The 19,481-nt window shown below is 41.6% G+C and carries 17 protein-coding genes; 13 read left to right on the top strand and 4 right to left on the bottom strand.

Translation table 11 applies throughout. The features are described 5' to 3' along the window. Positions 1-15: 15 nt before the first annotated feature. From BCU94_RS00210 to aroG, 6 genes are all read left to right on the top strand, one after another. Positions 16-1,356, top strand: a complete 1,341-nt coding sequence (locus BCU94_RS00210; protein ID WP_102475322.1) for a polymer-forming cytoskeletal protein — start codon at positions 16-18, stop codon at positions 1,354-1,356. A gap of 362 nt (positions 1,357-1,718) precedes the next feature. Then, the gene (locus BCU94_RS00205; protein ID WP_076539720.1) at positions 1,719-2,057 is read left to right on the top strand and encodes a P-II family nitrogen regulator; all 339 of its coding nucleotides are present in this window, start codon (positions 1,719-1,721) and stop codon (positions 2,055-2,057) included. Between the two features lie 10 nt (positions 2,058-2,067). Continuing rightward, positions 2,068-3,318, top strand: a complete 1,251-nt coding sequence (locus tag BCU94_RS00200) for an ammonium transporter (RefSeq protein WP_102438541.1) — start codon at positions 2,068-2,070, stop codon at positions 3,316-3,318. Between the two features lie 119 nt (positions 3,319-3,437). After that, positions 3,438-3,758 carry a hypothetical protein gene (locus BCU94_RS00195; RefSeq protein ID WP_241900972.1) on the top strand — a complete coding sequence of 107 codons (321 nt, stop codon included), beginning with the start codon at positions 3,438-3,440 and terminating at the stop codon, positions 3,756-3,758. Positions 3,759-3,868: 110 nt separating this feature from the next. Beyond that, on the top strand, positions 3,869-5,107 hold the full coding sequence (locus BCU94_RS00190) for a hypothetical protein (protein WP_241900971.1): 1,239 nt from the start codon (positions 3,869-3,871) through the stop codon (positions 5,105-5,107). A 339-nt stretch (positions 5,108-5,446) separates the two neighbouring features. Then, positions 5,447-6,499 carry a 3-deoxy-7-phosphoheptulonate synthase AroG gene (gene aroG, locus BCU94_RS00185; RefSeq protein ID WP_102438539.1) on the top strand — a complete coding sequence of 351 codons (1,053 nt, stop codon included), beginning with the start codon at positions 5,447-5,449 and terminating at the stop codon, positions 6,497-6,499. A 42-nt stretch (positions 6,500-6,541) separates the two neighbouring features. Here the strand turns inward: aroG and BCU94_RS00180 are convergent, their stop codons facing one another. Continuing rightward, positions 6,542-6,715, bottom strand: coding sequence for a hypothetical protein (locus tag BCU94_RS00180; RefSeq protein ID WP_102438537.1), 174 nt, complete (start codon positions 6,713-6,715; stop codon positions 6,542-6,544). Positions 6,716-7,084: 369 nt separating this feature from the next. Here BCU94_RS00180 and BCU94_RS00175 point away from each other — a divergent pair, with 369 nt between their 5' ends. Both BCU94_RS00175 and BCU94_RS00170 read left to right on the top strand, forming a co-directional pair. Beyond that, entirely contained in the window at positions 7,085-8,872 is a 1,788-nt protein-coding gene (locus tag BCU94_RS00175) for an ABC transporter ATP-binding protein/permease (RefSeq protein WP_102475321.1), read from the top strand. Positions 8,873-9,010: 138 nt separating this feature from the next. Next, complete coding sequence (locus BCU94_RS00170; protein ID WP_102438533.1) at positions 9,011-9,259, top strand: hypothetical protein; 249 nt, start codon at positions 9,011-9,013, stop codon at positions 9,257-9,259. 219 nt (positions 9,260-9,478) lie between these two features. Here BCU94_RS00170 and BCU94_RS00165 read toward each other — a convergent pair whose 3' ends face one another. Both BCU94_RS00165 and BCU94_RS00160 read right to left on the bottom strand, forming a co-directional pair. Continuing rightward, positions 9,479-9,679, bottom strand: coding sequence for a hypothetical protein (locus tag BCU94_RS00165; RefSeq protein WP_241900970.1), 201 nt, complete (start codon positions 9,677-9,679; stop codon positions 9,479-9,481). Between the two features lie 154 nt (positions 9,680-9,833). After that, positions 9,834-11,315: an FMN-binding glutamate synthase family protein gene (locus BCU94_RS00160; protein ID WP_102475320.1), complete on the bottom strand. Its 1,482-nt coding sequence runs from the start codon at positions 11,313-11,315 to the stop codon at positions 9,834-9,836. A gap of 317 nt (positions 11,316-11,632) precedes the next feature. Here BCU94_RS00160 and BCU94_RS00155 point away from each other — a divergent pair, with 317 nt between their 5' ends. The 5 genes from BCU94_RS00155 to BCU94_RS00135 all read left to right on the top strand — a co-directional run bounded on the left by BCU94_RS00155 (position 11,633) and on the right by BCU94_RS00135 (position 17,517). Further along, entirely contained in the window at positions 11,633-12,382 is a 750-nt protein-coding gene (locus BCU94_RS00155; RefSeq protein WP_102438527.1) for a ferredoxin--NADP reductase, read from the top strand. Positions 12,383-12,732: 350 nt separating this feature from the next. Beyond that, complete coding sequence (locus tag BCU94_RS00150) at positions 12,733-13,752, top strand: Fe(3+) ABC transporter substrate-binding protein (RefSeq protein ID WP_102438525.1); 1,020 nt, start codon at positions 12,733-12,735, stop codon at positions 13,750-13,752. Between the two features lie 55 nt (positions 13,753-13,807). Further along, complete coding sequence (locus tag BCU94_RS00145) at positions 13,808-15,439, top strand: iron ABC transporter permease (RefSeq protein WP_102438523.1); 1,632 nt, start codon at positions 13,808-13,810, stop codon at positions 15,437-15,439. Between the two features lies 1 nt (position 15,440). Then, positions 15,441-16,469, top strand: coding sequence for an ABC transporter ATP-binding protein (locus BCU94_RS00140; RefSeq protein ID WP_102438521.1), 1,029 nt, complete (start codon positions 15,441-15,443; stop codon positions 16,467-16,469). A gap of 109 nt (positions 16,470-16,578) precedes the next feature. Next, positions 16,579-17,517, top strand: coding sequence for a Dyp-type peroxidase (locus tag BCU94_RS00135; RefSeq protein WP_102438520.1), 939 nt, complete (start codon positions 16,579-16,581; stop codon positions 17,515-17,517). 266 nt (positions 17,518-17,783) lie between these two features. Here the strand turns inward: BCU94_RS00135 and BCU94_RS00130 are convergent, their stop codons facing one another. Beyond that, positions 17,784-19,472, bottom strand: a complete 1,689-nt coding sequence (locus BCU94_RS00130; protein WP_102475319.1) for an NAD-dependent malic enzyme — start codon at positions 19,470-19,472, stop codon at positions 17,784-17,786. Between the last annotated feature and the right edge of the window lie 9 nt (positions 19,473-19,481).

Genomic DNA, 19,481 nt, shown 5'->3' with positions numbered 1-19,481 from the left:
AGGAAACTGATTGGTATGAATAACAAAGGAAATGGGGTTACTTTTATTGGCCCTGATACTTCATTGGATGGAGATATGACTGTACAGGGACCTGCTTTGGTTGCCGGTAAAGTTAAAGGTGTTATTCGTTCAACAGACCAAGTTAAAATTGAAGTTGGTGGCGAAATTGACGGTGAGCTTTTTTGTCAAGAATTAAGAGTTTGTGGTGAATTTAAAGGTAAATTACATTGCAACAGTTTAGTGATTGTAAGCTCTGGTGTAGTTGAAGGTGATGTATCTAGCCATAAAATGGAAATTTATGATGGTGGTCAATTTTTAGGTGCCAGAACCAAGGGCCCTGAAGAAGGCGTATTACCCCAAGCAACTGTTGAAGATAAGCCAGAAGCACAAGTCACAGAAGCCTATGCTTTCCCAAAGACTGAAGCGCCTGTTGCAGAGGCGCCGATAGCTCAAGCTGCAAATAAGGGACATTTTAACAATCTTAAGCCAGAGCCTGTAGTAAAAACTACCGTAGCGGTTCAGGTGAAAACAGATGTTAATAAAGCCGAACCTAAGAAAGTCGATGTTAAGGCTGAACCTGCACCTGCCACAACTCAGATTAAACCACAGACTCTTGCAGAAATTAATTCACAGACCAGTGGTAGTAGCGCTGCAACTGCAAATTCTCGAGTAGAGCCTCAAGTAAATACAGATGCTCATAATAACCCGAAGCCAGTTGCAGAACCTAAGCCTAAGTCAAAACTTGAGATTAAGCCGCAACCGAATCCTCAAGCTCAACTTGCTGCAGCAGAAGCGGCGAGAAAGGCTCAAGAGAAATCATCAGGTTCAGGTGCTAAGCTATTTGTCGCGGCTATCGCTGTTGCTGCAATTGCTGGCGCGGTTTATAAAAAAGATGAATTGACTCAATTGATTGAATCAAAGCCTGTTACAGCTTCAGTGGTGAAACCGGCAACGACGGTTATTGATATTGAACCACAGCAAATACAGCCAGCAGAAAACCAAATTGAACTTGCTAAGGCAGATGAAGTACTTGAGCCTTCAGTTAGTGTTGCGCTTACCACTGATATTGACGAGTCTGAAATTGTGACTACTGCAAATGATGCGCCTGACTCGGCAATTGAAATGCAAGCAACTGCATCAGCTGAAACAGAAGCAGAACTTGAAGTGACAGAAACTGCTTTAGCTGATGAAACTGAAGACTTGCTTGCCAGTGTGAATGAGGCTGTTGTAGCAGTTGAAGATGAAGTGGTCAGTCAGCCTCAAGTTGATAGCTTAATGGCAGATCTACTCGCTGAAGAGACGACTGATGAGGTTGCAAGTTCAGCAGAAGCAACTGACACGGTTGGCAGCTTATAAATTTTTAAAAGCTAATCTGCAAATAAAAAGGCCTTCATTAGAAGGTCTTTTTATTTATGCTTTCTTTAATGTGTTTATTTTTATATCAGTAACATCCCCCCCTTCCGCACAGCTTTTCTTTGTTCATTTTGACACTTTTTTAACTGCGTAATTCTTATTATCAAGTATTCAAATAGTTATAAACGCTTCGCTCTAATGTTGTGCGCGCCAAATTAAAGTTGCACCTTATTAGTGCATGAAAAGACTTTTTTATTTAACTTATATTTTAAAATGCTATACGAATCATGGTTTTACATGATTGGCCTGATGATTGAATTGTATTTGTAAACAAATTTATAACAATCACACTTTTGGAGGTCGAGATGAAACTCGTCAGCGCTATCATCAAGCCATTTAAATTGGATGATGTCCGTGAAGCTATTGCAAGCATGGGCATTGAAGGAATGACTGTTACCGAAGTAAAAGGTTTCGGTCGTCAAAAAGGTCACACTGAGCTATATCGTGGCGCAGAATACCAAGTCGACTTTCTTCCTAAAGTGAAGTTGGAAATTGCTACTAAAGCAGAAAACTTAGATATGTTAATTGAAGCCATTACGACAGCGGCTCATACCGGCAAGATTGGCGATGGCAAAATTTTTGTTACTGATCTTGAGCAAGCTATCCGTATCCGTACGGGTGAGCTAGATAACGAAGCACTATAAGGGGAATGTAATGGAAGAGTTAGCAACGTTAGGCACAACCGTCACCGAATTACGTTTCGCATTAGATACGTTTTATTTTCTAATATCAGGTGCGTTTGTCATGTGGATGGCAGCAGGTTTTGCAATGCTTGAGGCGGGCTTAGTTCGTTCAAAAAATACCACAGAAATTTTAACTAAAAATGTATGTTTATATTCAATCGCCTGTGTGATGTTCCTGTTAGTGGGTTACAACATCATGTATGTCGATAACACTGAAGGTGGCTGGTTACCATCATTTGGTTCATTAATTGGCTCACAAGCCGCTGATGCAGATCATGCGCTGGAGTCTGACTTCTTCTTCCAAGTTGTATTTGTTGCAACGGCAATGTCAATTGTGTCTGGTGCAGTTGCAGAGCGAATGAAGCTTTGGTCTTTCTTAATCTTTGCAGTGGTATTAACCGCGGTTATCTACCCAATTGAAGGTTACTGGACTTGGGGCGGTGGCTTCCTTTCTGCTGCTGGTTTCGTTGACTTCGCTGGTAGTGGTATTGTACATATGGCCGGTGCAGCAGCAGCTATCTCAGGAGTACTATTACTGGGTGCTCGTAAAGGTAAGTATGGCCCAAATGGTGAAGTTCATCCTATCCCAGGTTCAAACTTACCAATGGCGACATTAGGTATGTTTATCTTATGGATGGGTTGGTTTGGCTTTAACGGTGGTTCACAATTATTAGTCTCAGACGCAGAAAATGCTTCAGCAGTGGCTAAGATTTTTGTAAACACTAACTCAGCAGCCGCTTTCGGTGCAGTTTCAGCATTATTAGTTTGTAAAGTTGTCTGGGGTAAGGCTGACCTAACCATGATTTTAAATGGTGCATTAGCGGGCTTAGTGGCTATTACAGCAGACCCATTATCACCTTCACTATTAATGTCAGGTGTCATTGGTATCGTCGCTGGTGGTGTGGTTATCTTCTCAATTGTTGCCTTTGACCGCATTAAAATTGATGACCCAGTAGGTGCAATCTCTGTACATGGTGTTGCCGGTTTCCTAGGTCTAATGCTAGTACCATTATCAAATGCTGATGCAAACTTTGGTGCTCAGTTATATGGCGCCGCAGTTATCTTTGCTTGGGTATTCTCAGCTTCATTCGTAGTATGGTTTATCCTTAAAGCGACAGTGGGTATCCGTGTTACTGAAGAAGAAGAGTACAACGGTATGGATGCATCTGACTGTGGTGTTGATGCTTACCCAGAGTTTGTTTCAATCAAATCAGCTGGATAATAGATTGCTTTAAACACTGAGCATGTTAAAACTAAAAGCAGAACCTTAGGGTTCTGCTTTTTTGTGACTCTTAAAAAGTGAACAAGTGTGACGAGTGAATAAGTGCAATGAGGTTTAACATGGTTAATTACTTTCAAGTATTGATGATTGCTTTACTTATCAGTATCAGCTTTTTCGCCACTGCGGGAAAAGTGGTTGTGAGAAAGACATCTGAACCATTTGACGCTTTTGCAATACGAAATCAAGTTCAGCAGGACTATCAATGGCAGCAAATGCTCAAAATGCAGCAGCAAATTAATATTTTACAAGCTCTGCCGAATGGCTGTTTGGTATTCGCTGCGCCATACCGTTATTTTAATTGCGCCGGTAATTCCTACCGACCATACACCTATCAAAACCAAGAGGTGTTTATTCAAATTGACCCGCCAGTTGCCAAGTAATAATGAAATTCAAATATTCGCCACTGGCTTAAGCTTTTTACATTCATCTTTTGTAACTTTTTCAAAATCGCAATTCTGCCACTAACTTCTATGCTTAATGATAGGCTTTTATGTGGGGTAGAATTATGTTGCATCATGATGACGTTTCTTCGAAAAATTCATTAATAATTCAATCTTTTGGTTTTTCACGCCTTAATCTCTGTTTTTATTTACTAATATTGATTTTTATTTCAGGCTGCTCTAGCACGTCGAGTATCAATAAAGCCAAGGTTAATGTCAGTGGCTTATTTAACGATAGTTATTTTAATGAGGTAGATATTCCCGCTACAGCAGAGATTTACAATTTACCTGATGAGATAGTTACTGAAATACAGCGTGATTTTGCTCGCTCAGGTGGCGTTAACGGCCTTAAAATACCGGTAAACCTTTGGCTTGCTGAATACATCAATGCTCAAGAGGGGGGCTTTGAATATCGAGATCACTACACCCGAATGGCCAGCGTGACAGCCCTTGAGCGGGCGGGTAACTGCATGTCGCTGGTGGTACTGACAACTGCTATCGCACAGGTACTTGATGTCCCTGTAAAGTTTCAAGATATTGATGTAGAACCCATATGGGATAGAAGGGGAGGTTTTTACCTCGTAAATGGTCACGTAAATATGAAACTACTGCACCGTGACGCTCCCAATAGTATTAGTCTTCACGGTTCGGACATATTAGTGGATTTTTTGCCTGAGCGCTCAATACGCTCATACCGTGTTAAGCAAATTAATAAACAAACCTTATCTGGAATGTACTTTAATAATGTTGCAGCAGAAGCATTAGTACGCGGTGACTACGACTTAGCGTATGCATTGGTAAAACGGGCTATTGAGTTAGACCCGTATCACGTCAATAGTATTAACACTCTGGCGGTGATTTATCGTCATAAAGGATTAGATGAACGGGCAGAAAAAGCCTATCGCTATGTGCTTCAGTTAGAACCTAAAAATATCACTACCCTGTATAATCTTGCATTAATATTAGGTGAGCAAGAGCGACTAGAAGAGTGGAAACAGGTTCATAAAATTCTTGAATTAGCCCGCATTAATAACCCATTCTATTACTTTGATATGGCCCAAGAGGCGTATTTTGAAAAGCAATATCAAGAAGCCTTAGTGTGGTACAAACGTGCGGTTGAACGGGCGGATTACCGCCATGAGTTTTATTTTGGTTTGTCCCGTGCCTACTGGGCAACAGGCGATCAAAGACGTGCCAAGAAAACCATGCAAAAGGCGCTAGATCTTAGCCATGATGAGACCAATCAAGATCGTTATAAAGGTAAGCTGCAAGCTATGATGCGCCATTAATATAATAAGGCCTAGTTACTTTAGCCACTTACAGCGTGTTAGCTGCAAGTGGTTTTTTATTGCTTGATATATTTTGATAGCAATAATCGAAGGAACAGACTCAAGATTAAAGCGAATTGAATTGAAGATAATTTTAGAAATGAATGAATTTATTAGATATTTTATATTTTGAATATGAAAGCTATTTAATAACAGTAATTTAAATTGAATAATTTGATAAAACCGTAGATTGGATGTTTTATTGTATGCTAGTGTTTGAAATATAAAGCTGTCCGTAATGCTTTACTGCTCAACGTTTAACGTTGGCATAAATAACTGTTTGCTGGAGTTGTATAAACTATGTATTACAAAAATGATGACGTTAGAATTGATGAGATAAAAGAATTATTGCCCCCAATTGCTATTTTAGAGCGATTTCCGGCGTCAGAAGCAGCATCAGCAACAGTGTTTAATGCACGAGATAGCATTCATAGAATTTTAAACAAACAAGATGATCGCTTACTTGTTGTTATTGGCCCTTGTTCAATACATGATCCCGTCGCAGCTTTAGATTATGGCAAGCGTTTAATTGCTCTACGTGAGCAATTTAAAGATCAACTAGAAATTGTAATGCGTGTTTACTTCGAAAAGCCTCGTACTACGGTAGGTTGGAAAGGGCTGATCAATGATCCTTACATGGACAATAGCTTTAAGCTTAATGACGGCCTACGAACAGCGCGTAAATTATTGGTCGATTTGAATGAATCTGGCATACCAGCCGCCGGTGAGTTTCTTGATATGATCACGCCGCAATATGTGGCAGATATGATGTGTTGGGGAGCCATCGGTGCCCGTACTACAGAGTCACAAGTGCACCGTGAGCTTGCTTCAGGTTTATCGAGCCCTGTAGGCTTTAAAAATGGTACTGATGGCACCATTAAAGTGGCGATTGACGCGATTGGTGCAGCAAGTGCTCCGCACCACTTTTTGTCAGTCACCAAGTTTGGTCACTCAGCTATTGTATCCACGAAAGGTAATCCAGATTGCCATATTATTCTGCGCGGCGGTAAAGAGCCTAATTATAGCCAACCTCATGTTAGTGCTATTGAAACTCAATTAGAGAACGCCAAATTGCCTGCTAACATTATGATTGATTTTAGCCACGCTAACAGCAGTAAAGACTTTAATAAACAGATGCTAGTGGCTGAAGATGTTGCTGGGCAAATTAGCCAAGGCAATCACAATATTTTTGGGGTGATGGTTGAAAGCAACATTGAAGAAGGCCGCCAAGATCTCGTGGTCGGCAAGGAGTTGTGTTACGGCCAAAGCATAACTGATGCATGTATTGGCTGGAGTGATACTGAAAAGCTATTAGCCACGTTAAATCAAAGCGTATTAAATCGCCGCGGCTAACAGTGCTGCTTGTCTCCAATAATTAAGGCGCTTTTTAGCGCCTTAATTATTGCTATTAGCTAAATATTCATTGGCTTTTGCAAGGCTACCAAAAGCAGAAATAAGATTATTTCTTCCCTTATCCTGAAGCTCAGGGTTACCAGACTCAATCATCATCCACACCCAAGTTTGAATTAATTGCATTGGTGGAGCCTGCGTTTTTGCTGCGTCTAACATATTGCGTCCTTTGAACTGGGAATAAAGGTGAATGATTAATGGAAATCGCTAACAAGTAACGAGTAAAGAGTAGCAAATTCTTTTTCGTTGCAGAACTGTAAACCAAGCTGATTTTGCAATATTTTGTGTTTTTTTGCTAAAAAATAACCTTTGATACTAGCAAATGATAATATCTGTAAGTCTAAAGTGCTATTGGCGTCGATAATAAACGCTATGATGATTTAATTTTGGCTGCTTAAAACAAATTCTTTAGTCTTGCTCAAATCAAGTCACACTAAATTGGCGACTAAGTGTTAACTTAGTGTGGTGGCAAAAGTAAAAGCTAGTTTCGAAATAAACATTCTTAAATTTAATCATTGGTGGTAATGAATGAGACCGTCGGCGTATTTTGATGGACCAGTAGGCAAGCTTAATTGGAAAGTCGTTGGGTTATTAGTGCCCTACTTATTTGAGTTTAAAGGTCGCATCTTTTTGGCGATGTTGTGTTTGGTCATTGCCAAACTTGCTAGTGTTGGTTTGCCATTTATTTTAAAAGACTTAGTCGACAGTTTAGATGGCCAACGCACCGCAGCTATTGTTGCTGTGCCTATTGCATTAGTGCTTGCATATGGCGGGGTGCGCTTTTTAAATGTAGTCATTGGCGAAATTCGTGACACCTTGTTTGGTCGGGTGACTGAAAGAGCCATTCGCCGTTTAGGCTTGAGCGTATTTGAGCATTTGCACCGCCTAGATCTTGATTTTCATTTAGACAGACGAACCGGCGGGTTATCAAGAGATATTGAGCGCGGCACCAGTGGTGTGAGTTTTCTGATGCGCTTTATGGTGTTCAATATTGTGCCGACATTATTAGAAATTGCTTTAGTGGTTGGCATTTTCCTTTATAACTACGGTGTTGGCTTTGCGCTTATTACCTTGGTTGCCGTGGTTGCTTATATTGGTTATTCAATTGTGGCCACTGAGTGGCGCACCGGCTATGTTAGGGATGCTGCAAGGGCTGACTCTTTATCGAATACTCGCGCCATCGACAGCTTATTAAATTATGAAACAGTTAAATACTTTAATAATGAGCAATATGAGTCAAATCGCTATGATTCTGCACTAGAGCAGTGGGAGGTCGCAAAACGTAAAAACCGTCTATCATTATTTGCTTTAAATGCGGGCCAAGCGTTAATCATCGCTGTGGCGATGACGGCGATGATGTGGCTAGCCGCTTCAGAAGTTACCGCAGGTAATATGAGCTTAGGTGATTTTGTATTAATTAATGCTTTTATGATGCAGCTGTTTATCCCGTTAAATTTCTTGGGTTTTGTGTATCGTGAAATACGCGGGGCACTGGCTAATATTGAGCGGATGTTTGATTTATTGGATAAAGTGCCCAGCATTAATGATAAAGCGAATGCCACAGATATCTCGCCAACGATTGGCGCGTTGTCATTTCATGATGTGAACTTTAATTACGATAACAGACCCATTCTTAAAGGGGTGAGCTTCACTGTACCAGCGGGACAAAAAGTCGCAGTGGTGGGTGAAAGCGGCGCCGGAAAATCCACTTTAATAAAACTGTTGTTTCGCTTTTATGATGTAAACTCTGGCGCTATTAGTATCGATGGCACAGATGTTAGAGGCCTATCGCAACAAGCGCTGCGGCAATCTATTGCAATCGTCCCTCAAGATACTGTTTTGTTTAACGATAGCATTTTTCAAAATATCCAATATGGTCGCCCTGATGCGACTGAAGCTGAAGTTAAAAGTGCAGTAGCGCTGGCGAATTTAACTGAGTTTATTGAGTCATTACCACAGCGCTGGGATACTAAAGTCGGCGAGCGCGGTCTTAAACTTTCTGGCGGAGAAAAGCAGCGCGTTTCCATTGCCAGAGCAATATTAAAAGCTGCGCCGATACTAGTCTTTGATGAAGCGACATCATCTTTGGACAGTAAATCAGAGCAAGCAATATTAACGGCGATAAAAGATGCTGCTAAAGGTCATACGAGTTTGGTGGTGGCACATCGATTATCCACCATTATTGATGCCGATAAAATTGTGGTACTTAAAGATGGAATGGTGGCTGAACAAGGGACCCATAACACCTTGTTAGCGCTTAATGGGGTCTATGCCAAACTATGGAAAATTCAAAATGAGCAGGCGCTCTCCCTCTGATAAGTGGCTGTTAGCAGTTTTATCTCTTTGATAGTGGCGTTTTTGTGTATAATTAGTATTAATTGCCTTGAAAGGATTGAGTTCGTATAGGTAAGTAGGAAGTTAGTTGGTAATTAAATCTAGGTATGGAGGTCGTGGGTGCAAAACATTTCTTTAATAGCAGCCTTAGAAGGTACACAACATAAAGTGACTACTGATTGGTTTGCAATTATGGCAACGCTTGAAAATCGAGAAATGAATCAAGATGAACTACAAACTGTTTATGATGAGTTGTGCGCAGGATTGATTGTTACCACTCGCGGTTTAACCTTGGCTAAAATCAATGACAATAACAGTGAAGATAGTTTACTAAAAGCCGATGATAGTGCCGAAGATGTTTTTATTTAAATCACCGACTAGTCATGTTTAGCTGCGAATATAGTAGCTAAATAGCCATCAAGCTTAAATTACCACAAGTTTCCAAGCCAGAAAAAGCAATCTAATTGCTTTTTCTGCTAACTATAATCTGTTATTGACCTTTGGTGGATTTAGCCTATTAAGGGAATGCTTTTAGCGCTCACCACTGTTATAGCAAAGACTTAAATAGTGCGATTTATTAACGGCTTATTAAGCGTTTTTAGACCAACTATTACAAACCATTTTAATGATTGACTCTGCGTTAGCATCAAGGGTTAATCGTCTGATTTCGCCTTGGTTAAAACAGATTTTCTCACCTTCAATTTCTGACATCCTTTCGCAGTTATTACAGGTTAATGATATTGTCTTTGCAGACATCATTGGCGTCATTAATGAATGTGATACTTTCAAATGTAAACCCTTTTGATAAAAGCTTGCTCTAAGTCACGATTTTATACCTAAATGAGGCTTAGTTCAAAATTAGATCTGGCCAATTAATTAGCGATAAGTCTAATAGCTATAATACGGCTACTGGTATAAGTGCTGCGGATCATGTGCGTCCAAATCAGTATTGCCGATAAAACTTATCTAATGAAATAGATACGCCACTGTCAGTGACTATTCTCGCATGATGGCGGGTTAATTGTCTTGGCTCACTCACCCCACAAGAATGAGCAATAACCTTTAAATCATAATGCAGTGAGCGATTGTAGCTTGCCACTCTTGCCGACTTATTGCGCGGATCTAAGCCTTGCTGTAATTTTTTGTTATGGGTCGTGATACCCGTTGGGCAGGTGTCTTTGTTGCATTGCAATGCTTGAATGCAGCCTAAAGCAAACATATTACCTCTCGCTGAGGCAATAAAGTCTGCCCCCGTTGCCAGTGCCCACGCCACTTGCGAGGGCAGCACCATTTTACCGCTGGCAATAATTTTTATGCGTTGTTTGAGGCCTTTGTGTTTTAACAGGTTAACTAAAATTGGCAGGCTTTCTTTAAGCGGTAAACCCACATGGTCCATTAATGCCTGCGGCGCAGCGCCAGTGCCGCCTTCTGAGCTGTCTAAAGTAAAAAAATCCGGCGCGTGTTCAATGCCTCGTAGCAGTATTTCTTCACATAAATTAATGAGCCATTGCTCGTCTCCAACGACGGCTTTGATACCTGTGGGTTTACCGGTGATATTACGGATATGCGCGACCATATCCAGAATATCGCCGACCTGATTAAATTCAGGATGGCCATTGGGGCTTATTGAGTCTTCCCCAACAGGAATGCCTCTAATGGCGGCGATCTCACTGGTGACCTTAAGGCCAGGTAGGATCCCGCCTTTACCGGGTTTTGCGCCTTGGCTTAACTTAATCTCAAACATTTTTACCTGATCATGGGCTGCGATTTGCTCAAGTTTTTGATCATCCAAAAACCCTTGCTCATTACGTACACCATATTTGGCGGTACCAATTTGAAATACTAAGTCACAGTTACCTTTAAGGTGATGTTCACTTAATCCGCCTTCGCCAGTATTTAACCAGCAACCCGCTTGGGCCGCGCCATGGGATAGCGCAGTAATCGCTGGGCGCGAGAGCGCACCAAAACTCATCGCAGATATATGGCATACTTTCGCTGTCGCATAGGGATGAGTACAGTTTGTACCAATGGTGATGACAGCGTCATTATGTTCATCAGAATCGTATTTAGGAAAGGCCGCATTTAAAAACATAATGCTGCCAGTTTTATCGTGGCTTTGGGTTGAGCCAAAGGCAATGGTGCGGTTTATGCCTTTGGCAGCGCGATAAACCCAACTGCGTTCGGCGCGATTAAAGGGCAATTCTTCTCGATCTTGGGCAAAAAAATACTGCCTGAAAAATTCACCCTGTTTTTCAAATAAGTATCTAAATCTGCCAATAACTGGATAGTTATGCCTAATCGCTTGCTTGGTTTGTAATTTATCTGCGAGATACATATAAATTATCGCGATAAAGAACAGTGCGATAAACGCAAGAAATAATCCCGTAAAAACTTCTAATCCCCAAATAAACCAATTCTTCTGCATTTTTGTTCCTTAAAAATGATCTGTTTGATGCAAATTTGACGCTAGCCAGTGATTATCTGCGTTTATTTTAACCAGATATGCAGATTTATGACTATCCTCAGTATGGCTGATGGGGGATATTTATGACAAAAAATTTGACCTTGTTCTAGCTAAGTATAAGTAAGCGATAGAGTTTGATTGCTATTAAAACAGTTTTACCCAGCTATTGCCGAAGGCGTTGATCAAACCTATAGTTTAATACAGTAAGGTCTAGCCAAATGTTGTTTAAAGACCCTGCCAGTAGATAAATAGCAGATCTAAAATCAAGGAATTACCCTATGTGGACAACTGGTACTGTAATTGAACGTATAGATTGGAATGACAAGTTGTTTTCGCTGCGTATTCGCGCCGATGTTGAGCCATTTATTGCCGGTCAGTTTATTAAACTGAGTCAGATGCGTGACGATAAGCGCATTGCTAGAGCCTACTCTATCGTTAACCCACCCGGTAAAGATTATGTCGAAGTGCTGGCCGTCGCTGTTGAAGATGGTCAGTTATCTCCAGATTTACAGGCACTTAAAATTGGCGATAACATCGAAGTAACCACCAAGGCATCAGGCTTTATGACTTTAGATGAAATCCCCTCAGGGGCACTTCAAGGCCCTGATTTGTGGTTTTTGGCAACTGGCACTGCCGTGGGGCCTTTTATATCGATTATGGAAACAGCAGAGCCGTGGCAACGGTTTGAAAAAGTGGTGCTGGTGTACGGTGTGCGGATGATTGCAGACTTGGCTTATTTACCCCAATTACAAGCGCTGCAGCAACAATATCCCGAAAAATTTGAACTGATACCTATTGTCACTCGTGAAGAATATAAAGACGGCTTATCTTGTCGTATCCCTGATGGGTTAAGTAGCGGTCTCATTGAACAAGCGGCTGGAGTTACCTTATCGCAAGATAACTCACAAGTACTTATTTGTGGTAATCCAGGAATGATTTCTGATGCGCAAACGGTACTAATAGAAAAGGGGTTAGTGAAGAATCTACGTCGAGCACCAGGGCAAATTACCGTCGAAAAATATTGGTAGCCTGCTTTTAAATAGACTTTCGTTAGCGAGTAACTAGCGAGCTGTAGCTTGTTAGTATTTCGGCAGTAACATTGCTGTAACTCGCATTATCAATGGCTAAACTGTTTATTCGCTTGCTGCGAAAAGCGCAGAAGCTGTAATTAATGCAGTACATTTAAAAAATATATTTTAATCTTAGTTAGCTTATATCCTTAAACAATACTTGCTCCTTAGATAGTGATCTATTACTCTTATCGCAATTGATAACTGTTATCATTTCTATAAGCAGTTACTCGTTAGTATTATGAAAGTCCCCCTGTACGGGGCCATTATGCTGATAAAAAGTAACGCAACGCCAAGGAGAATTTGGAATGAAGTCGTTTAAGCGTCTGGCACTGTTAGGATTAGCAGCAGTATCGTCACTAAGTTCAATTTCAGCAACCGCTGCTGAAGATCTTACTATCTATTCTTATCGTCAAGCTTTTCTAGTAGAACCCATTTTAGCGCAATTTACCGAACAGACTGGCATCAAGGTGAATGTGGTTTTTGCCAAAGATGGCATCGCTGAGCGTATTGCTCGTGAAGGGCGCTTATCTCCTGCAGATCTAGTGTTAACCTCTGACTTTTCTCGTTTAATGGAACTCGTTGATAAAAAATTAGTTGTTGATGTGAATAGCGAGACTTTAAATCACAATATCCCGGCCCAATACCGCTCACCGAGTAACGATTGGTACGCATTAACCATGCGGGTACGTAATGTTTATTCTTCAAAAGAGCGTTTAGGTAAGCTAGATATTAATTATGAAGATTTAGCCTCTGAGCAATATAAAGGCAAAATCTGTACTCGTAGTTTCAAGCACCCTTATAACATTGCCCTGGTTGCTTCAATGATTGCCCATCACGGTGAAGCTGAAACCAAAACGTGGTTAGAAGGGCTTAAAGCCAATTTAGCTCGTAAACCACAAGGCAATGATCGCGCGCAAGTTAAAGCGGTAAACGAAGGTTTATGTGATATCGCCTTAGGTAACAGTTATTACTTTGGTAAGATGATTAAGGACCCTAAGCAAAAAAGCTGGGCTGAATCAGTGGAAATCAACTTTCCTAACCAAGATAACCGCGGTGCCCATATAAATGTTTCAGGTATGGCACTAGCTAAGTTTGCCCCAAACAAAGATAATGCTATAAAATTGATGGAATTTTTATCATCTAATGTAGCTCAAAGTCTTTACGCAGAAGTCAACATGGAATATCCGGTAAAAGCCGATGTTGCCCCTTCTGACATGGTAGCCTCTTGGGGGGACTTCAATGCAGATAGTCTTCCAATCTTTAAGCTAGCAGAAAACCATCAAGCGGCAGTGAAGCTAATTGATGAAGTAAAATTTGATCTGTAAGGATGCTTTATTTCGCCGCGTTAACCGATAACGCGGCATAGACTGGAAAGTATTTATGATCTTAGGCTTAACCAGAGGCTGGTCGTTCGCTGGTTATGCAATTGCGGTAATATTAATTTTGCCGCTTTTTGCACTTTTAGTACAAGCTACACTCCCTGACGAAGCTGTTTTTAGTCACTTAATTGACACCGTTTTACCGACCTATATTAGTAACAGCCTATTGCTGATGCTGAAGGTCTGTGTCGGTTCCTTAGTTATTGCAGTGCCAGCCGCTTGGTTGGTAGCTCGTTGTCATTTCCCCGCCAGACGTTACTTTCAATGGGCGCTGCTATTGCCACTGGCAATGCCTGCTTATATTGTCGCGTATGTGTATACCGACATGCTTGATTACGCCGGTCCTGTACAAAAGTTGCTAAGGCAAGTGTTTGGCTGGACATCACCGCAAGATTATTATTTCCCTGATATTCGCAGCCTAACCGGCGCAGCAATTATGCTGTCATTGGTGTTATTTCCTTATATCTATTTATTAGCCAGAACGGCTTTTATGGAGCAATCTTCCAGCCTATTGCACGCCTCTAGAATTATGGGCTGTAGCCCGTGGAAAAGCTTTTGGCGTTTAGGCCTGCCAATGGCAAGGCCGGCACTTGCAGTAGGGATGGCATTAGTGGCCATGGAAACCGCTGCCGATTTTGCTACAGTGAGTTACTTTGCGGTGCCAACCTTAACCACTGCGGTATACGACACTTGGCTGGGTTATGGCAGCTTATCGGCAGCAGCAAAATTATCAGCCATTATGTTGCTGGTGATTTTTGCCATGGTGGGTTTTGAGCGATTTGCCAGACGCAAACAAGAGTTATATCAAAAGCAGTCTAGGTTAACTGAATCAGACAGATACCAGCTAAAAGGTGTTAAAGCTTGGCTCGCCTTTGGCTATTGTAGCCTGCTGATTGGTCTCGCGTTTTTATTACCTTTTATTGTATTAAGCGGCTACGCCATCGACTACTTTGACCAGAGCTGGAACAGCCAGTTTTGGCAATACAGTTTCAACAGTTTGTATATTGCCCTCGTCGTGAGTTTTATATGTGTGCTACTGGCATTAGTGTTGATGTTTGTTAGGCGCGTAAGCCCCCGTCGGGCAGACCTATTACCTTCACGATTAAGTAGCACAGGCTATGCCATACCAGGCACAGTGCTGGCTATTGGCGTGTTGGTGCCATTAACGTATTTAGATTTTGCTATAAATGATGTCTATGACTATTTTGGTGCGCGCGGCCCAGGATTGTTATTTACCGGTAGCGTTATCGCGCTAATTTTTGCTTTTTGCGTTCGCTTTGTGGCGATATCTATTGGCAGCATTGAAAACAGCTATAAACGTATTTCGCCTTCCTTGGATATGGCCAGTATTACCATGGGGCAAAAGCCGACTAAGTTATTATGGCGAGTGCATTTACCGCTGCTACGCAAAGGCATTTTTGCAGGGGCATTATTAGTGTTTATTGAAAGCATGAAAGAGCTACCCGCAGCGCTATTGTTAAGACCCATTGGTTTTGAAAACCTCGCCACCTATGTATTCCAGTTTGTCTCCGATGAACAACTCGAACATGGCGCTTTGGCTGCTATCGTGATTGTGTTAGTTGGGTTAGTGCCATTGATTTATCTAAACCGTTCATTGGAGCAAGAGAGCTAATATGTCCACATTGACCATTCAAAATGTAAAAAGTGACTACCAAGGACAGGTGATTCTTAAAGGGCTCGATCTCACTTTAGAACAAGGTGAAATCGTTGCACTGCTTGGCCCAAGTGGTTGCGGAAAAACCACCTTATTACGTGCTATTGCAGGTTTACAGGCCATCAGCCAGGGCTGTATTTCAATTAATGGTGAGTGTTTAAGTGGTGATAACACGTTTGTTGCCAGTGAACATCGCGGCATTGGAATGATTTTCCAAGACTATGCCTTATTTCCGCACTTAACTGTCAGTGAGAATGTGTTATTTGGGGTCAATGGGCTGGATAATAGTCAACGTAAAGCCCGGCTTGAAGAGATGCTACAACTGGTCAAGCTTGAAGGGCTAGAGTCGCGTTACCCCCATGAGTTATCAGGTGGACAACAGCAACGGGTATCTATTGCTCGTGCATTAGCCTATGAGCCTGAATTATTATTACTTGATGAACCGTTTTCTAACATTGATGCCCAAGTACGAAATGAAATGATGTTAGAGATCAGGCAAATATTAAAACAGCGTAATGTCAGTGCGGTGTTTGTGACCCACAGTAAAGATGAGGCCTTTGTGTTTGCTGATAAGCTGGCATTGTTTAAAGATGGCGCCATTGTACAACACGGTTTAGCTGAAACCCTCTATGCTCACCCTAAAGAGCGTTATGTGGCTGATTTTCTTGGTGCGGGTAATTATTTATCTGTGATGGTGAAAAATCAGCAGCAAGTGTCATCTATTCTGGGATTAATTGAAAGTACCTCTGAGTTATCTCAAGCTGCTAACTATCAAGGCCAGTTGCTACTTAGACCGCAACAGATTGATCTACAACCTGCTTCTCAAGGCCATGGTGAAATTATTGAGCGTCGTTTTCTAGGTACAATTTGTCATTATTGGGTTAAGGTAGGACAACAAACGCTCGAAGTTAGAAGCCAATTAACTGAACTGACCTTAGGTCTGAAAGTCAATTTATCAATCTCGCCACATTCACTGGTTATTTTTTAGTGATGCGTATCAAAGTTGTTAAAAAATTGAGCTTGAGCACAAGGAATTAATTGCTCAATTACCTTACAATTATGCTCTCTTATATTTGATAAAGGTGATTGATTCCAACATGGAAAATCAGAATATGCCTCGCGAACAGTTAGGGGTTTGTGCCGAAGGTAATTTGCATAGCGTCTATTTGATGTTTAATGCAAATGACGCTGTTGAAGCTCAATTACGCCCTTGTTTAGCCAATGTTGCTCAATACATCTATGAGCTCACAGATCAATATGCAGATAGTGCCTTTAATGGCTTTGTAGCTATTGGCGCTAACTATTGGGATTCACTTTATAGTGAACAACGTCCTAAACATTTGCGTCCATTCCCAGCGATGCAAGCTGAAAATCGTGATGCGCCAGCCATTGAATATGATTTATTTGTGCATATTCGTTGCGATCGTTACGACATCCTTCATCTAGTGGCCAATGAAATCAACCAAATGTTTGAAGGCTTGGTTGAGCTGATTGAAGAAGAGCGTGGCTTCCGCTTTATGGATAGCCGTGACTTAACTGGTTTTGTTGATGGCACCGAAAACCCGAAAGGCCGTAATCGTCAGCAAGTGGCTTTAGTTGATGATGAGGATGCCAGCTTTAAAGGTGGCAGTTATATTCATGTGCAAAAGTATGCCCACAACTTAAGTAAATGGAATCGTTTACCGAATAAAAAACAAGAAGATATCATTGGTCGTACCAAGCAAGATGATATTGAATACGCCTCTGAAGATAAGCCGTTAACCAGCCATATTAAGCGAGTTAATTTAAAAGATGCCCAAGGTAACTCAATGGAGATATTGCGTCAGAGCATGCCATTTGGGTCGCTTAAAGAACAAGGGTTAATGTTTATTTCCACCTGTCGCACGCCGACCAACTTTGAAGAAATGCTTCGCAGTATGGTGCATGGTGACGGCCATGGTAATCATGATCATTTGATGCAGTTTACCAAGGCATTAACCGGCTCATCATTCTTCGCGCCTTCGCTAGATTTTTTAGCCCGTTTTGCCAATGATTAAACGCAAATAACAAATTAGCCGACTGTAGCAGGTTAATTATCGATAAAAAAAGCAATGCCTCAGCATTGCTTTTTTTGGTCTGTTATCTGTTAGAGCGCGGTGCGTTTGTAACGGCGATATTCAGGTTTTCAGAAATTACTTTCAATTTGTTGTTGCAGTAATTCATCTGGACAAGGTAGGGCTAATTCTTGCTCGATAGCTTTTTTAGCCACTGCAAAAGCAATATATTTGCTCACTTGCTGAATGTCTTCCCGTCTTGGCAGTAGTTAGAACGCGGTGCGTTTGTAACGGCGATATTCAGGTTCCCAGAAATTACTTTCAATTTGTTGTTGCAGTAATTCATCTGGACAAGGTAGGGCTAATTCTTGCTCGATAGCTTTTTTAGCCACTGCAAAAGCAATATATTTGCTCACTTGCTGAATGTCTTCCAGTCTTGGCAGTAATGAGCCGGTACCATTTTGACCAAGGGGTGAACACTCTGCCAGCGCACGACTTGATGCCATCAGCATTTCATCTGATACCCGAGTTGCGCCACTTGCTAATACGCCTAAGCCAATACCGGGGAAGATAAAGCTATTGTTACATTGAGCAATTTCAAAGGTTTCTTCTTCAATTACAACTGGTTCGAACGGGCTACCGGTAGCCACAAGTGCTTGGCCATTGGTCCAATGCAGCACATCTTTAGGCGTTGCTTCAACGCGGCTGGTTGGATTAGATAGCGGGAATACAATCGGGCGCTTGCAATGGCTATGCATGGCTTTGATTATTTCTTCGGTAAATAAACCTGGCGCACCAGATACGCCAATAAGCACAGTTGGCTTGGCATTATTAACCACATTAAGTAATGAAATGTGATCGCTAAATCCGTCCCAGTTTTCAATATTAGCGGTTTTTTGTGCCAGTTTTTGCTGGAAGCCTAACAGGGTTGGCATGTTATCAAGTAACAGTCCCCAGCGGTCGACCATAAACACTTGTGAGCGTGCTTGCTCGTCGCTAATACCTTCAGCAACCATTTGCGCCACAATGGCTTCAGCAATACCACAGCCGGCACTACCAGCGCCTAAAAAGGCGACTCTTTGCTTACATAATTGCGTGTTTGCAGCTTTACAGGCTGCTAGTAATGAACCTACAGTCACTGCTGCAGTACCTTGAATATCATCATTAAAGGTACAGAATCTATCTTTGTAGCGCTCAAGTAATGGCATGGCATTTTTCTGAGCAAAATCTTCGAATTGGATTAATGCTTCAGGCCAGCGACGACTAACCGCTTGCATAAACTCTTCAACAAACTCAGCGTATTCTTCACCGCCAATACGCTGGTGGCGCCAGCCCATATACATAGGGTCTTCTAGTAAATGAGGGTTGTCAGTGCCGACATCTAAGGTGATCGCCAAGCAGTACGCCGGACTGATCCCGCCACAACTGGTGTATAAAGATAATTTACCAATGGGGATCCCCATGCCACCAATACCTTGATCGCCTAAGCCTAAAATGCGCTCGCCATCGGTTACCACAATGACTTTTACTTTATGACGGGTCGAGTTATTGAGGATGTCATCAATACGGTCTTTATTGGAATACGAGATAAACAGACCACGGTTACGGCGATAGTTTTTAGAAAAACGCTCACACGCTAAGCCTACCGTAGGGGTATAGATGATTGGCATCATTTCACTGATGTGATTACGCACTAAACGATAAAAAAGCGTTTCGTTGGTATCTTGAATATTACGCAGGTAAATATGCTTATCGAGATCGTTAGTAAAGTTTTTATATTGATCATAAGCACGCGATGCTTGCTCATCGATAGTTTCAACCACCCAAGGGATAAGCCCTTCAAGGTTAAAGTAAATGCGTTCTTCTTCGCTAAAAGCAGTGCCTTTATTGAGCATAGGAGATTCAAGAATCGCTGGACCTGCGAAAGGAAGATAGAGAGGGCGTTTATTCTCGTCCATTGGAAACCT

Source organism: Shewanella sp. 10N.286.52.C2 (assembly GCF_002874545.1).
Classification (GTDB): domain Bacteria; phylum Pseudomonadota; class Gammaproteobacteria; order Enterobacterales; family Shewanellaceae; genus Shewanella.
Note: the sequence above shows the minus strand (reverse complement) of the source record. Positions and strands in the feature narration are given on the sequence as shown.